The 14,308-nt window shown below is 60.7% G+C and carries 16 protein-coding genes; 8 read left to right on the forward strand and 8 right to left on the reverse strand.

From position 1 onward, the window contains the following. Positions 1-4 precede the first annotated feature (4 nt). A complete protein-coding gene (gene hrcA, locus FHD67_RS06825) occupies positions 5-1,060 on the reverse strand; it encodes a heat-inducible transcriptional repressor HrcA (protein ID WP_139598269.1) in 1,056 nt (351 codons plus the stop codon). Between the two features lie 86 nt (positions 1,061-1,146). Here hrcA and rph point away from each other — a divergent pair, with 86 nt between their 5' ends. Genes rph through FHD67_RS06850 form a run of 5 tightly spaced genes read left to right on the forward strand, consistent with a single transcriptional unit; the run spans position 1,147 to position 4,355 of the window. After that, on the forward strand, positions 1,147-1,860 hold the full coding sequence (rph, locus tag FHD67_RS06830) for a ribonuclease PH (protein WP_046000531.1): 714 nt from the start codon (positions 1,147-1,149) through the stop codon (positions 1,858-1,860). Beyond that, a complete protein-coding gene (locus tag FHD67_RS06835) occupies positions 1,857-2,465 on the forward strand; it encodes a non-canonical purine NTP pyrophosphatase (RefSeq protein ID WP_139598270.1) in 609 nt (202 codons plus the stop codon). The genes rph and FHD67_RS06835 overlap by 4 nt, the downstream gene beginning before the upstream one ends. Continuing rightward, positions 2,458-2,832, forward strand: a complete 375-nt coding sequence (locus tag FHD67_RS06840) for a RidA family protein (protein ID WP_139598271.1) — start codon at positions 2,458-2,460, stop codon at positions 2,830-2,832. Before FHD67_RS06835 ends, FHD67_RS06840 begins: the two co-directional genes overlap by 8 nt. Continuing rightward, complete coding sequence (hemW, locus tag FHD67_RS06845; RefSeq protein WP_046000528.1) at positions 2,829-3,995, forward strand: radical SAM family heme chaperone HemW; 1,167 nt, start codon at positions 2,829-2,831, stop codon at positions 3,993-3,995. Before FHD67_RS06840 ends, hemW begins: the two co-directional genes overlap by 4 nt. Before the next feature lie 15 nt (positions 3,996-4,010). Beyond that, positions 4,011-4,355, forward strand: coding sequence for a YbaN family protein (locus FHD67_RS06850; RefSeq protein ID WP_232303340.1), 345 nt, complete (start codon positions 4,011-4,013; stop codon positions 4,353-4,355). A 42-nt stretch (positions 4,356-4,397) separates the two neighbouring features. Here FHD67_RS06850 and FHD67_RS06855 read toward each other — a convergent pair whose 3' ends face one another. From FHD67_RS06855 to FHD67_RS06885, 7 genes are all read right to left on the reverse strand, one after another. Continuing rightward, positions 4,398-5,291: a ParB/RepB/Spo0J family partition protein gene (locus FHD67_RS06855; RefSeq protein ID WP_045981901.1), complete on the reverse strand. Its 894-nt coding sequence runs from the start codon at positions 5,289-5,291 to the stop codon at positions 4,398-4,400. Continuing rightward, positions 5,291-6,076 (reverse strand): ParA family protein, encoded by a 786-nt coding sequence (locus FHD67_RS06860; RefSeq protein WP_045981902.1) that lies wholly within the window; start codon positions 6,074-6,076, stop codon positions 5,291-5,293. The genes FHD67_RS06855 and FHD67_RS06860 overlap by 1 nt, the downstream gene beginning before the upstream one ends. Beyond that, positions 6,069-6,659, reverse strand: a complete 591-nt coding sequence (rsmG, locus tag FHD67_RS06865) for a 16S rRNA (guanine(527)-N(7))-methyltransferase RsmG (RefSeq protein WP_139598272.1) — start codon at positions 6,657-6,659, stop codon at positions 6,069-6,071. The genes FHD67_RS06860 and rsmG overlap by 8 nt, the downstream gene beginning before the upstream one ends. Next, complete coding sequence (gene mnmG / locus FHD67_RS06870) at positions 6,656-8,515, reverse strand: tRNA uridine-5-carboxymethylaminomethyl(34) synthesis enzyme MnmG (RefSeq protein WP_139598273.1); 1,860 nt, start codon at positions 8,513-8,515, stop codon at positions 6,656-6,658. Before mnmG ends, rsmG begins: the two co-directional genes overlap by 4 nt. 12 nt (positions 8,516-8,527) lie before the next feature. Beyond that, positions 8,528-9,793, reverse strand: coding sequence for a tRNA uridine-5-carboxymethylaminomethyl(34) synthesis GTPase MnmE (mnmE, locus tag FHD67_RS06875; protein WP_046000526.1), 1,266 nt, complete (start codon positions 9,791-9,793; stop codon positions 8,528-8,530). Between the two features lie 10 nt (positions 9,794-9,803). Then, positions 9,804-11,075 (reverse strand): transcription termination factor Rho, encoded by a 1,272-nt coding sequence (gene rho / locus FHD67_RS06880; protein ID WP_045981904.1) that lies wholly within the window; start codon positions 11,073-11,075, stop codon positions 9,804-9,806. A 127-nt stretch (positions 11,076-11,202) separates the two neighbouring features. Then, the gene (locus FHD67_RS06885) at positions 11,203-11,649 is read right to left on the reverse strand and encodes a CopD family protein (RefSeq protein ID WP_139598274.1); all 447 of its coding nucleotides are present in this window, start codon (positions 11,647-11,649) and stop codon (positions 11,203-11,205) included. Between the two features lie 492 nt (positions 11,650-12,141). On the opposite strand from FHD67_RS06885, the gene FHD67_RS06890 reads away from it, so the two are divergent. From FHD67_RS06890 to dnaQ, 3 genes are read left to right on the forward strand one after another with little or no spacing between them, the layout of a single operon-like run. Next, positions 12,142-12,996 carry a shikimate dehydrogenase gene (locus FHD67_RS06890; protein ID WP_045981968.1) on the forward strand — a complete coding sequence of 285 codons (855 nt, stop codon included), beginning with the start codon at positions 12,142-12,144 and terminating at the stop codon, positions 12,994-12,996. Beyond that, complete coding sequence (coaE, locus tag FHD67_RS06895) at positions 12,993-13,580, forward strand: dephospho-CoA kinase (protein ID WP_139598275.1); 588 nt, start codon at positions 12,993-12,995, stop codon at positions 13,578-13,580. Before FHD67_RS06890 ends, coaE begins: the two co-directional genes overlap by 4 nt. Further along, positions 13,573-14,280, forward strand: coding sequence for a DNA polymerase III subunit epsilon (gene dnaQ, locus FHD67_RS06900; protein WP_127897531.1), 708 nt, complete (start codon positions 13,573-13,575; stop codon positions 14,278-14,280). Before coaE ends, dnaQ begins: the two co-directional genes overlap by 8 nt. The last annotated feature ends 28 nt before the right edge of the window (positions 14,281-14,308 follow it).

The following is a 14,308-nucleotide window of genomic DNA, read 5'->3' on the forward strand; positions in this document are numbered from 1 at the left end:
CACTTCATCCTTTCCGGCCGGACAGCACCCGCCCGACCAGCTGCGCGGTATAATCGACGATCGGCACGATCCGGCCGTAATTCAGCCGGGTCGGCCCGATGACACCCACCGCACCCACAATTTTCCGGTCGGCATTCATATAGGGTGAAACCACCAGAGCGGAACCCGAAAGTGAAAAAAGCTTGTTCTCGGAGCCGATGAAAATGCGCACGCCCTCGCCCCGTTCGGTCAGTTCCAGGAACTCGACGATGTCGCGCTTGCGTTCCAGGTCGTCGAACAGCACGCGGATGCGGTCCAGATCGGCGGCCTCGCGGTCCAGCAGGTTCGCGCGTCCCCGCACGATCAGGCGCGGGTCGGTGGCCTCGGCGCCCCACAGCGCGATGCCCGATTCCACCAACTCTGCGGCCAGCACGTCCAATTCGCGTCTGCGGACGTTGATCTGCTGGGACAGATGGCCGCGCAGTTCGGCCAATGTCTTGCCCTCGGCCATGGCGTTCAGGAAATTGCCGGCCTCGCGCATCGATGACGGGGTCTGGCCGGGCGGCGGGGTAAAGATGCGGTTCTCGACATGGCCGTCGGCAAAGACCAGAACCACCAGCGCCCGATCCGGCCCCAGGCTGACGAATTCGATGTGACGGATTGGCGCTTCGTGCTTGGGCATCAGGACCAGCGACGCGCCGCGCGTGATCGAGGACAGCGCCGTGCTGACGCGGTCCAGCAGCACCCCGGTCTCGGGGTCGTCATTGCCAAGCGTCTGGTCGATGGCGGCACGGTCGGTCGAATTGACGGCGTCGATTTCCATCATGCCGTCGACGAACAGGCGCAGGCCCATCTGCGACGGCAGGCGCCCTGCGGATGCATGCGGGCTGTCCAGCAGTCCCATGAATTCCAGGTCCTGCATCACGTTTCGGATGGTCGCGGCGCTGACCTTTTCGGACAGCGCGCGGGTCAGGGTGCGAGAGCCCACAGGCTCTCCGGTCTCCAGATAGGATTCGACGACCCGGCGAAACACCTCGCGGGACCGGTCGTTCATCTCGTGCAGCAGCGATTCCTGGTTCATGCGCCCCGTCTTGTGACCCCCGGTGGGGTTGCGTGATGGTGCCCCCGGACGGTATGGGCATCCTAACCTCACGAAAAGGAACAGTCATGCGCCCGTCCGGCCGGAATCTAGCCCAAATGCGTCCGATTTCAATTGAAACCGGGGTGATGCGCCACGCCGAGGGGTCCTGTCTGATCCGGTGCGGCGACACGCATGTCCTGTGCACCGCCACCATCGAGGACAACCCGCCGCGTTTCCTGAAAGGCACCGGCCTGGGCTGGGTCACGGCCGAATACGGCATGCTGCCACGCGCCACGAACACGCGCAACCGCCGCGAGGCAGCCCAGGGCAAGCAGTCGGGCCGCACGCAGGAGATCCAGCGCCTGATCGGCCGCAGCCTGCGCGCGGGCATCGACCGCAGCGCCCTGGGCGAACGCCAGATCAGCATCGACTGCGACGTGATCCAAGCGGACGGCGGCACGCGCTGTGCGTCCATCACCGGGGGCTGGGTGGCGCTGCGTTTGGCGGTGAACAAGCTGCTGAAGGCCGGCGCGATCTCCAGCGATCCGATCCTGGACCACGTGGCGGCCGTCAGCTGCGGCATCTATGCGGGTCAGCCGCTTCTGGACCTGGACTATGCCGAGGACAGCGAGGCCGGGACCGACGGCAACTTCGTGCTGACCGGTGCGGGCCGCCTGATCGAGGTGCAGATGTCGGCCGAAGGCGCGACCTTCTCGCGCGACGAGATGGGACGTCTGCTGGACCTGGCCGAGGCCGGGATGGCCGATCTGGTCGCCGCGCAGAAGGCGGCCGTGGCATGAGGCAATTCACCGACAAGCGGCTGCTGGTCGCGACGCACAACGCCGGCAAGCTGGACGAGATGCGCGCCCTGCTGGCGCCCTATGGCGTCGAGGTGGTCGGTGCGGCCCAGCTGGGTCTGGCCGAACCCGCCGAAACCGAGGACAGCTTCGTCGGCAATGCCCGCATCAAGGCACGCGCCGCGATGCAGGCGACCGGCCTGCCCGTCCTGTCGGACGACAGCGGCATCTGCGTCGATGCCTTGGGCGGCGCGCCGGGTGTCCAGACCGCGGACTGGGCCGAAACGCCCCAGGGCCGCGATTTCGCCATGGCCATGGAGCGCACCTGGCGCGAATTGGAGGCAGTGGATGCCCCTGCCCCGCGTCGCGCGCAGTTCCGCTGCACACTGGTGCTGATGTGGCCCGACGGCCACGAGGAGGTGTTCGAGGGCGTTCTGCCGGGCCAGGTCGTCTGGCCGCCGCGCGGGGCCGAGGGTCACGGGTATGACCCGATCTTCCAGCCCGACGGACACCCTGTCACCTTGGGAGAGATGCCCGCCAAGACCAAGAACAGCCTCAGCCATCGCGCCCGCGCCGTGTCGCGCATGATCGAGGCCTGCTTTGCATAGGCTGACCACCGGATCGCCCTTCGAGGCGCGGTTGGCCTACAGCCGCGCCGTGGTCAAGGGCGACTGGTGCTTCGTGTCGGGTGTCACCGGCTACGACTATGCCGACATGACCATGCCGGAGGATGCCTGTCGGCAAGCGCGCAACTGTTTCACGACGATCTTTTCGGTGCTGGAGCAGGCGGGCTTTGCGCCCGCCGACATCGTCCGGGTGCAGTACACGATCACCGATGCGGCTCTGGTCGACGTCATCGCCCCCCCCCTGTCCGATGCGCTTGGCGATATCCGGCCTGCGGCCACGATGGTGGTCGCGGGCCTGATCCGCCCCGAGATGCGCGTCGAGATCGAAGTCACGGCGTTCCGCGGATGACGGTCCCGGGCGAGGATTGGCGTACCGGGGGGTTCGGCCTTTATGTGCATTGGCCCTTCTGCGCGGCCAAGTGTCCCTATTGCGATTTCAACAGCCATGTCGTGGCCCATGTCGATCAGCGCCGATGGGCCGACGCCCTGTCCGCCGAGATCGCGCGCCTTGCCGCCGAAACGCCGGACCGGCATCTGGGCAGCATCTTCTTTGGAGGCGGTACCCCATCGCTGATGCTGCCCGAGACGGTCGATGCGGTGATCCGCGCCGCCCAGGCCGGATGGGGCTTTGCCAACGACATCGAGATATCGCTGGAAGCCAATCCGACCAGCGTCGAAAAGGGCCGCTTTCGCGGATTTGCCGATGCGGGTGTGAACCGCCTGTCGATGGGCATACAGGCACTGAACGACACCGACCTGCACCGGCTTGGTCGCATGCATTCCGTGACCGAGGCGCGCACGGCATTCGACGTCGCGCGCAGCGTCTTCGACAGGGTCAGTTTCGACCTGATCTATGCCAGACAGGGCCAGGATCGCACCGCCTGGCGGGCGGAACTGCGCGAAGCGCTGTCCATGGCCGTGGATCATCTGTCGCTGTATCAGCTGACGATTGAGCCCGGCACGGCCTTTGGCGCGCGGGCCGCGGCGGGAAAGCTGCGCGACCTGCCGGATGACGACCTGTCAGCCGACATGTATTTCGACACCCAGGACCTGTGCGAGGCTGCCGGCATGGGATGCTATGAGATTTCGAACCACGCCCGCCCCGGCGCGCAGAGCCGTCACAATCTGGTCTACTGGCGCCAGGGGGACTGGGCGGCCGTCGGTCCCGGTGCGCATGGACGGCTGACCCTGCCACACGGACGCATGGCGACCGAGGCGCATCGCATGCCCGGAGCCTGGCTGCAGGCGGTGGAAACCACCGGAACCGGAGAGGTGCCGCGCGACGCCATTCCCGCGCATGAGCAGGCGACCGAGTACCTGTTGATGTCCCTGCGCCTGACCGAAGGCCTGAACGAAGCGCGCTATGCGGCCCTGTCCGGTAAGCCGCTGGAGGAGCATGCGGTGACGTCACTGATCGACATGGGGATGATCGACCGCCGTGATGGGCGCATCCGGGCAACCGCGCAGGGCCGGCCGGTGCTGAACGCGATTCTGCGCGAACTGGCGGCCTGACCGATGCGGCGCCGGATGTGGTTGGTCTTGGGATGGCTGTTTGCCTTGTGCGGGATCGTCGGTGTCGCCTTGCCGGTGGTGCCGACGGTCCCCTTCCTTCTGGTCGCCGCGTGGGCCTTTGCACGATCCTCTCCGACATTGGAGCGTCGGATCCTGGATCACCCCACCTACGGACCACCCGTGCGTGCGTGGCAGGAACGTGGTGTCGTTGGGCGGTTGGCCAAGATCTGGGCCATCACCGCGATGAGCTCCGGGGTCGGCATTTCGTGGTGGGTGGGGATGCCGCCTTGGGTCGTCGCGACTCAGGCGGCGATCTGTGGGCTGGTCGCGCTGTTTCTGGTAACGCGACCCAGCCAATAATCAGGATTTAGCAGTAAATTTCTTACTATATACTATATATGGTCAGCGATTGCCTCCAAGAAGCTGGCACAGCTGATCCAGCTGGTCCAGATCCCGATAGGTGATCGTCAACTGCCCACCATCCGCACCTCCATGTGAAATCTGCACGCGCATCTTCAGATGAGCACCCAGATCTGCCTCCAGCGCCTTGGTATCGGCATCCTTTGCAGCGCTTCGCGAGGCCTTGCGCGGCTTTTCGCCACCGTCCTGCGACAGCTTTCGCACCATCTCTTCGGTATCACGGACTGACAGGCCTTTTTCACTGACCCTACGGGCCAACTGCGCAGCGTTGGGAGCGGTAATCAAGGCGCGGGCGTGCCCCGCACTGAGCTTGCCGTCCTTGACCATATCCTGGACGGAATCGGGTAATGACAACAGCCTAAGAAGGTTTGCGATGTGACTGCGGCTCTTGTTCAGCGCTTCGGCCAGTTTTTCCTGCGTATGACCGAAACGGTCCATCAGTTGCCGGAACGATGCCGCTTCTTCGATCGCATTCAGGTCGGCACGCTGAATATTCTCGATAATGGCGACTTCCAAAACCTCTGTATCCGACATGTCTCGGATGATGACCGGCATCTCATGCAGTTGCGCCATCTGGCCTGCACGCCAGCGCCGTTCGCCCGCGACGATCTGATAGAGATCCTTGTCCTGTGGGTGGGGACGCACGATAAGGGGCTGAAGCACACCGCGCTGTCGCAGGGAGGCGGCAAGCTCCTGTAACGCGTCCGGATCGAAGGTACGACGCGGCTGGTCAGGATTAGCGGTGATCTGCTCGATCGGGAGCATCATGCGATCTCGCGATTGCGCAGGACCTGCGCTGTCCCCCAGGTCCATGTCGGCCATCAATGCGGACAGACCCCGGCCAAGGCCACGTTTCGCAATCTTGCTGTCCGACATCACGCAATCTCCGGGATCAGTTTCAGGCGCGCCGTGAATTCGGTCGCGAATTGACGATAGGCGTGGCTGCCCTTTGACGACGGATCATAGATCAACACCGGCTGCGCATGTGACGGGGCCTCGGACACGCGGACGTTTCTGGGAATGACCGTGGGATAGACAAGATCGCCAAGCGTCTCGCGCGCGTCTGCCTCCACCTGCTGCGACAAGTTGTTCCGATAATCGGACATCGTAAGAAGAATGCCATTGATGCGAAGCTTGGGATTGGCGCCTTGGCGGACCTGCTTCACCGTACCCAGCAATTGCGACAAACCCTCCAAGGCATAGAATTCCGCCTGAAGCGGAACAAGAACACTGGACGCCGCGACCATCGCATTAACCGTCAACAGACCCAAGGCCGGCGGACAGTCGATCAGCACGATCGTTCCATGTGGTGCATCAGATAACTGGCGTTCCAAAAGACGCGTGCGATCAGCAACTTGGGACAGTTGTACGTCGGCAGACGCAAGATCGGATGTCGATGGGACAACCCGCAGGTTCGGAACCGCGGTGTCGACAGCTGCAGTCATGAGATCCGCATCGCCGGTCAAAAGGTCATAGACCGTGAAATCACGGTCTTCGGTCCCAATTCCCAGTCCCGTTGACGCATTTCCTTGAGGGTCCAGGTCGACAAGTATCGTCGGATAGCCTGCTTGCGCCAAGGCAGCACCCAAGTTAACAGCGGTCGTCGTCTTGCCAACGCCGCCCTTCTGGTTCGCGATTGCCACAATATGCTGTTCAGGCATGCGAGACTCCGGTAATTTTTAGGATGGCTGCGTCTGGATCTGTTTTACTTGGAAAGCTGGTAACGTCAAATCGCCATTCCTTCCTTGCTTCGTCGCACTCCGCTTTCCACGAACGGCCTTTCAGGAACATTGCGGTGCCATCCTGGTGCATGTGCCTTCGGACCATCGGAAGAAGGACCGACAATGGTGCAAGCGCCCGAGCAGAAATAAAGTTTGCGGTGAGTGGGGGAACATTTTCTATACGATCTGTCAGGATCGATACATTTTGCAACGATAGCTCTCGAATGACGGTGCGCAAAAACGCTGACTTCCGCTGATCGCTTTCAACTAAGGACACCGTCAGCGGGGCCTTCTGAGCATATATTGAGACAACTATTCCAGGAAGTCCGCCGCCGCTTCCAAGGTCTACCCAATTCCCTTCCGAAAGTTTTACATGATCGAAGATCTGAATGCTGTCCTGAATATGTCTTGAGTTGAACTCCGGAAGTGTAGAAGGCGCAACCAAGTTTATTCTCGCATTCCATTTCCGTACGAGAGCTTCGTATGCGATAAGCCTCTCATGTGTTTCACGTGAAACAATCATGCAGTACGACGCACGCTTGTCTTCGAAGCGACGATTAATAGCGTCAAAGCGGCTGGTGTCATTCCCTCAATCTTTGAAGCCTCGAACACAGTTTTAGGTCGACGATCCGAAAGCTTTCCACGCAATTCAGACGAGAGACCGCCCAAGCCGCTGTAGTCAATATCAGGGTCGAGAGACGTAGTCTCATTAGCTCTGATTAATTCAGCATCTTTATTTTGCCGATCAGTATACTGCTCGTACAAAGCATCGTTCCGCAATTGCACCAATGTTTCACTGGAGACAGCAGCCAGTTCAGGAACAATATCTGCGAGTTTGTCCGGATTGATATCGCTATGACCGAGCAAGCTAAAGACAGTCCTTCTTTGCCCGTCCCTCGAGACGTGGATTCCGGCACTGCTCAGATCATTCGGTGATAAGAAAACAGAACTAAGACGATCGCGTGCATAAGTGTATTTCGATTGACGCTCCTGAAACGACACAGACCGTTCATTCGAAATGCATCCTATCTCGATTGCCATCGGGGTAAGACGTTGATCTGCATTGTCCGCCCGTAACGTCAATCTGAACTCGGCGCGGGATGTAAACATACGGTAGGGTTCTGTCACGCCTCTTGTGACCAGATCGTCGATCATCACACCAATATAGCTGTTTGTCCGACTAAAGGTCACAGGTGCCTTGTCTGCCGCCTTAAGTGCGGCATTCAAGCCAGCAACGAGTCCTTGGGCAGCTGCTTCCTCGTATCCTGTCGTTCCGTTAATCTGACCTGCCAAGAACAGGCCTCGAACTGATCTGACTGCGAGCGTCGTATCTAGGGACGTAGGGTCGATATAATCATACTCGACCGCATACCCTGGCTGAGTGATCTCCGCATTCTCCATCCCCCGGATGGACCGAACATAAGCCAGCTGCACATCCTCAGGCAGAGAAGTTGAAATGCCGTTCGGGTATACGATATCGCTATCCAATCCTTCCGGCTCCAGAAATACCTGATGGGAATCTTTGTCGGCAAAGCGAATTATTTTATCCTCTATCGAGGGACAATATCTGGGTCCGCGACCACTGATGTGACCACCATACATCGCAGATTTCTGAATATTTTCTTTGATGATTCGATGTGTCGTCGCATTTGTATGTGTGATCTTGCAATCGATCTGCTGAACTAACGACACGGCAAGAAGATAAGAGAAGGTGACCGGCGTTTCGTCACCTGGTTGAGATTCCAGACTATCCCAATCGATTGACGATTTTCTGATCCGCGGCGGCGTTCCAGTTTTCAGGCGACCCAGTGGCAGGGCAAACTTGGCAAGGCTCTCACCAAGCCTGCTTGCCGCCCTATCCCCCCAACGACCGGCAGGACGGCTGACGTCGCCAATATGTATCATGCCATTGAGAAACGTGCCTGTTGTCAGGACAACTGATTTAGCACGTACGTCTCTTCCGTCGGATAAGCTCACTCCTTCGACAACATTTGCATCGCCAAGAAATTCAACAGCCTCGCCGAACACGACATCAACGCCAACGTAGCTGGAAATAAGCTCCCAAGCGGCGGCGCGGTAAAGATCTCTATCCATCTGAGCCCTAGGCCCTTGAACTGCAGGCCCTTTTCGACGGTTCAGAAGCCTAAACTGGATACCGGCTTGGTCAGCCAGGCGTCCCATCACGCCATCCATCGCGTCGACTTCACGGACTAAATGACCTTTGCCAAGTCCACCGATAGCAGGATTGCAGGATAACGTACCGATGTCCTCGCGGCGCATGGTGACCAGGGCTACAGTTGCACCAAGGCGCGCCGCAGCGCTAGCTGCTTCCAAGCCTGCATGCCCCCCACCAATGACTGCGACGTCGTAATGTTTCACGTGAAACAACTCCTACTTGCCGATGCAAAACGAGGAAAAGATAACATCAAGATAGTCGTCCGCACCGATTCTTCCAAGCAAACGATCTAACGATGCTGCAGATACACGAATCTTCTCCGCAATAAGTTCTGCGGGCAATCCCCCTAAGCCTTCAACTGCATCAAGTGCGGTGATGATTTCTAGACGCTGCCGCTCATGACTGATCAGACCTGCCGAAGAAACACGGTTTCTCAGTATTTCCCCGATTATACCAAGCATTTTGTCAATACCATGCCCGGTCACTGCGGATAGTGTCAGATCGGCGTCACTTTCATAGATGTCCGCATGGCTGACCGCAATGACGTCATCAGGGTGCCAAAGTTCTTGGACGATATCCCCGTCACGTGAAAGATGGATACGCAGATCAGCACTTTTAGCGCGATTCAATGCACGGTCGATCCCAATCCTCTCAACAGCATCGTCAGATTCCCGCAAACCTGCCGTATCAAGAAACGTCACGGGCAACCCGTTCAGATCGAACTTGAGTTCAATTACATCTCTTGTCGTTCCCTCCCGATCGGATACGATCGCCACATCTCTCTGGGCCAACCTGTTCAGAAGACTCGATTTTCCGGCATTTGGCGGTCCGATGATAGCGACTTCGAACCCCATCCTGATCCGTTCGGCCGATGAAAATCCTGCCAACTCGCGCTGCAGCGCTTCGCGTAGTTCTGCAATTGCTTCGAAAACCCGATTGGGGACCTCATCAGGAACGTCTTCGTCCGCGAAATCAACACTGACCTCGACCAAGGCGCCAGCTTCGATCAGAAGCTGGCGCCATTCCAACGCCTTTTGGGCCAGTTCGCCGCTCGCAGTGCGCAAGGCCAGCTTACGCTGAGCCTCTGTCTCTGCGGCAAGCAGATCACCCAGCCCCTCGATTTCGGCGAGATCCATCCGGCCGTTCAGAAAGGCTCGCCGTGTGAACTCACCGGCTTCCGCTGGTCTGGCACCCATGGACAGCAGCGCGGACCCCACCCGTCGTGAAATCACAGGTGCACCATGCAGATGCAGTTCTGCCACTTCGTCGCCGGTAAAACTCTGACCCTCTGGGAACCACATTGCCAGAACCTGGTCGATTGGCTCGTCATCGTGCCTCAAGGTCCGAAAATACGCATGACGCGCGTCAGGCATTTGGCCGACAAGACGCTCGGCAGTCAGCCGAGCATTCGTGCCGCTCAGACGGATGACAGAAACCCCCCCCCGCCCGGGCGGGGTGGCTTCTGCAAAGATCAGGTCCATGGCTGCCTCGTCAGGCGTTCATCGAGTCGAAGAACTCGGCGTTGCTCTTGGTCTGTTTCATCTTGGAAATCAGGAACTCTACAGCGTCGGTGGTGCCCATCGGGTTCAGGATGCGACGCAGCAGATAGGTCTTTTGCAGGTCCTTGCTGTCGACCAGCAGTTCCTCTTTCCGCGTACCGGATTTCAGGATGTCCATGGCTGGGAAGACGCGTTTGTCTGCAACCTTGCGGTCCAGGACGATCTCGCTATTGCCCGTACCCTTGAATTCTTCAAAGATCACCTCGTCCATGCGCGATCCGGTGTCGATCAGCGCCGTGGCGATGATTGTCAGGCTGCCACCTTCCTCGATATTGCGTGCCGCACCGAAGAACCGCTTTGGCCGCTGCAATGCATTCGCATCGACACCACCGGTCAGCACCTTGCCCGAGCTTGGGACAACAGTATTGAATGCTCTACCAAGTCTTGTGATAGAGTCCAAAAGAATCACAACATCTCGTTTATGCTCGACCAGACGCTTTGCCTTTTCAATGACCATCTCGGACACCGCAACGTGGCGGCTGGCCGGTTCATCGAAGGTCGAGGACACGACCTCGCCGCGCACGCTGCGCTGCATGTCGGTCACTTCCTCGGGGCGCTCGTCGATCAGTAGGACGATCAGATAGCATTCCGGATGGTTCTTCTCGATCGAATGCGCGATGTTCTGCAGCAGAACCGTCTTACCCGTCCGCGGCGGTGCCACGATCAGCGACCGCTGACCCTTGCCGATCGGCGCCACCAGATCAATGATCCGGGCACTGCGATCCTTCACCGTGGGATCCTCGATCTCCATGTTCAGGCGTTCGTCCGGGTAAAGCGGCGTCAGGTTGTCGAATGCGACCTTGTGACGGGCCTTTTCCGGCTCCTCAAAGTTGATCTTCTCGACCTTCGTCAGCGCAAAATACCGTTCGTTGTCGCCAGGCGCACGGATGACGCCGTCCACCGTGTCACCCGTGCGCAGCGAGTGCTGACGGATCATGTCGGGGCTGACATAGATGTCGTCCGGTCCGGGCAGATAGTTCGCCTCGGTCGACCGCAGGAAGCCAAAGCCGTCCTGGACGACCTCTAGAACGCCTTCGCCGCCGATTTCCCAGCCCTCCTCGGCATGCTCCTTGAGGATCGAGAACATCATCTCGCCCTTGCGCATGGTCGAGGCGTTCTCGATCTCCCACTCCTCGGCCATCGACAGCAGGTCGGCGGGGCTCTTTGCCTTGAGGTCGGACAGATTCAGGCGTTCTTCGGTCATTCTGATGCAAACTTTCGGCCGCGCGACGTATCGGACGGAGCAGACAGGTGTTCAAGGGAATCCCGTACCGGACGGCCGGGGTTGGGGCGCAGATAAGGCCGCGCCGGTCACGAGTCAATCTTTTCGATCAGAACTTGACGATCACGGCGGTCACGATCCCTACCATCAGCAGGGTCGGCACCTCGTTCATCATCCGATAGGACCGCCCGGCAAGGGCCATTCCGGCCGACAGATGCCGCCGTTCGCGCGCGCACCACATGTGAAACACGCTCATCGCGATCACGCAGGCCGCCTTGACCCACGGCCAGGTCATGTCCCAGCTGACGATGCCCGGCGTCATCACCAGGGCCAATCCGCTGACCCACGTGGCGATCATCGCCGGGTTCATGATCAGCCGCAGCAGCTTCTGTTCCATGATCAAAAAACTTGCGACCGGTTCGGCCGATTCTCCTTGGCGTTCGGCGTGATAGACGAACAGCCTGGGCAGGTAGAACAGGCCCGCCATCCACGAAATGACGGCCATGACGTGGAACGCCTTCACATAGGGATAAATCAGGGCCAGTCCGTCGATCATCGCGAAACCTCTCTTCGGTCTTCTCTTAAATAAGAAAGATAAAGAAAGGAATGTTGTTGAAGTAGGGCCTGTGGACAGCAGGAATTGGACTCTGTTCACCAGGATTTCCTCAGAATCGGGCGTTGTGGACAAGCATGTGCGAAAGCGGCAAGCCGACCTGAAAACCGTTTGTAAACAAAGCGATCATATGTGGATAACTTTGCGGATAATGATTTGGCCGCCGATTCCTCCACAGGCCGCCCGATCGGGATGCCCGATTCGTCCCCCTGTGGAAAACGCCCTGCTGTTTTTGCTTTGTTCCAAGGGCAAATCAGGACAGGCAGGGGATTGACGAGGGTTGCCACCAACCCCGGCGCCGATTCCTCCGAGGATTTGTCCACAGCGTGCCTGCCCGATCCGCCACGGATATGCCGCCACATACCGACAGGGGCTTTCGTCACGCCGTCCGTGTGCCTAGTCTGCACCGAAAGACGCCATGTGATGATCAAGCCGATGCAAGACGACCTGCCCGCCAGCCAGATCACCCACGCGCCCCTGGCCGGCGTGATCGGCATGCCCATCGCGCATTCGCGCTCTCCGCGCCTGCACGGACATTGGTTGGCTCGCTATGGCCTGCCCGGCCATTACGTGCCGATCCCGGTAATGCCCGAACATCTGGCCGAAGTTCTGCGCATCCTGCCGCGTGCCGGTTTCGTCGGCGCCAATGTCACCATTCCCCACAAGGAGGCGGTCCTGACGCTGGCCGACACGGTCACGGACCGCGCGGCCCTGATCGGTGCCGCCAACACGCTGATCTTTCGCCCCGACGGCAAGATCCATGCCGACAATACCGACGGCTATGGCTTCATCGCGAACCTGCGGCAGAACGAACCCGACTGGCAGCCCGATCTGGGCCCCGCCGCGGTGATCGGTGCGGGGGGTGCGGCACGCGCGGTGGTCGCATCCCTGCTGGACAGCGGCGTCAAGGAGTTGCGCATCGCCAACCGGACGCGGCTGCGGGCGGAACAGATCAAGGCAGAGTTCGGGGCGCGGCTGGTCGTCTATGACTGGGCCCAGGTCGGCAACATGCTGGAAGGCGCATCCACCGTCGTCAACGCCACCTCGCTTGGGATGGATGGAAAACAGCCGCTGCGGGTGCCACTGGACGCGCTGTCGCCCGGCGCCTTGGTCACCGACCTGGTCTATACCCCGCTGATGACCCCCTTCCTGACCGAGGCGCAGGCCCGCGGATGCCGCGTGGTCGATGGTCTGGGAATGCTGCTGCACCAGGCGGCCCCAGGCTTTGAACGCTGGTTCGGCCAGCGCCCCGATGTCGACGACGAGGCGCGGCGGGTCGCGCTGGAATGACCTTTCGTCTTGGCCTGACCGGCAGCATCGGCATGGGCAAATCGACCACGGCACAGATGTTCCGCGATCTTGGTCACCCGGTCTGGGACGCGGATCAGGCCGTCCATCGTCTGTATGCCCCGGGCGGATCGGCCGTGGCGCCGGTCGCCGCCGCCTTTCCAACGGCCTTGGTCCAGGGCGGAGTCGACCGGGGCGCGCTGAGGACCGCGCTTGCCGCCGACCCTGCCGCACTGACGCGGCTGGAGGGGATCGTCCACCCCCTGGTCGCACGGGACAGGCAGGATTTCCTGGCGCGACATGTGGGCGCACCCCTGGTCGTCCTGGACATCCCCCTGCTGTTCGAAAGCGCGCATCCCCCTGATCTGGACGGGGTCGCGGTGGTGTCCACCGATCCTGCCACTCAGGCGGCCCGCGTGCTTGCGCGTCCGGGCATGACGCGCGATACGCTGGCCATGATCCTGGCGCGCCAGATGCCCGACGCGGACAAGCGTGCGCGCGCCGACTGGATCATTCCGACCGACAGCCTGGATGGCGCCCGTGCCGCCGTCGCCCGCATCGTGAACGAGGTTGCCCCCCATGCGTGAGATCGTCCTGGACACCGAAACCACCGGCTTCGATGCCGAGGGTGCCGACCGCATCGTCGAGATCGGCGCGCTGGAACTGATGAACCACCTGCCCACCGGGCGCACCTTCCACGTCTACATCAACCCCGAACGGTCGATGCCCAAGGAGGCGTTCGACGTCCACGGCCTGGGCGACGACTTTCTGCGCGACAAGCCGAAATTCGCAGCGATCGTCAGTGATTTCATGGACTTCATCGCCGACGACGCCAAGCTGGTGATCCACAATGCCAGCTTCGACATGAAATTCCTGAACGCCGAACTGAAACGCGCGGGGCACAAGCCGCTGCCATGGTCGCGGGCGCTGGACACGCTGATGCTGGCACGCGAGAAGTTTCCGGGATCGCCCGCGACGCTGGATGCGCTGTGCCGCCGCTTCGGCGTGGACAATTCGGGTCGCGAGCTGCACGGCGCCTTGCTGGACAGCGAACTGCTGGCCGAGGTCTATCTGGAACTGATCGGTGGCCGGCAGCCCGACCTGGTTCTGGACAAGCCCGGTGCACAGGACGACGCTGCCCGCAGCCCCGATGGCCAGATGCGCCCGCGCGCCGCGCGTCCCCGCCCCCTGCCGCCCCGACTGACCCCGGACGAGGCGCAGGCCCATGCCCAGTTCGTGGCCAAGCTGGGCGAGGATTCGGTCTGGGCGCGCTTCGCCACGACCTGACGGCGGTCTTGCGCGGGCCGGTTTCGCG

This window comes from Paracoccus haeundaensis (assembly GCF_006239215.1).
Classification (GTDB): Bacteria; Pseudomonadota; Alphaproteobacteria; order Rhodobacterales; family Rhodobacteraceae; genus Paracoccus; species Paracoccus marcusii.

Bases quoted from the DNA above. Each gene is read 5' to 3' on its own strand.
- hrcA (WP_139598269.1), bottom strand. From the start codon at position 1,060: ATGAACCAGGAATCGCTGCTGCACGAGATGAACGACCGGTCCCGCGAG.
- rph (WP_046000531.1), top strand. From the start codon at position 1,147: ATGCGCCCGTCCGGCCGGAATCTAGCCCAAATGCGTCCGATTTCAATT.
- FHD67_RS06835 (WP_139598270.1), top strand. From the start codon at position 1,857: ATGAGGCAATTCACCGACAAGCGGCTGCTGGTCGCGACGCACAACGCC.
- hemW (WP_046000528.1), top strand. From the start codon at position 2,829: ATGACGGTCCCGGGCGAGGATTGGCGTACCGGGGGGTTCGGCCTTTAT.
- FHD67_RS06850 (WP_232303340.1), top strand. From the start codon at position 4,011: ATGTGGTTGGTCTTGGGATGGCTGTTTGCCTTGTGCGGGATCGTCGGT.
- FHD67_RS06855 (WP_045981901.1), bottom strand. From the start codon at position 5,291: ATGTCGGACAGCAAGATTGCGAAACGTGGCCTTGGCCGGGGTCTGTCC.
- FHD67_RS06860 (WP_045981902.1), bottom strand. From the start codon at position 6,076: ATGCCTGAACAGCATATTGTGGCAATCGCGAACCAGAAGGGCGGCGTT.
- rsmG (WP_139598272.1), bottom strand. From the start codon at position 6,659: ATGATTGTTTCACGTGAAACACATGAGAGGCTTATCGCATACGAAGCT.
- mnmE (WP_046000526.1), bottom strand. From the start codon at position 9,793: ATGGACCTGATCTTTGCAGAAGCCACCCCGCCCGGGCGGGGGGGGGTT.
- rho (WP_045981904.1), bottom strand. From the start codon at position 11,075: ATGACCGAAGAACGCCTGAATCTGTCCGACCTCAAGGCAAAGAGCCCC.
- FHD67_RS06885 (WP_139598274.1), bottom strand. From the start codon at position 11,649: ATGATCGACGGACTGGCCCTGATTTATCCCTATGTGAAGGCGTTCCAC.
- FHD67_RS06890 (WP_045981968.1), top strand. From the start codon at position 12,142: ATGCAAGACGACCTGCCCGCCAGCCAGATCACCCACGCGCCCCTGGCC.
- coaE (WP_139598275.1), top strand. From the start codon at position 12,993: ATGACCTTTCGTCTTGGCCTGACCGGCAGCATCGGCATGGGCAAATCG.
- dnaQ (WP_127897531.1), top strand. From the start codon at position 13,573: ATGCGTGAGATCGTCCTGGACACCGAAACCACCGGCTTCGATGCCGAG.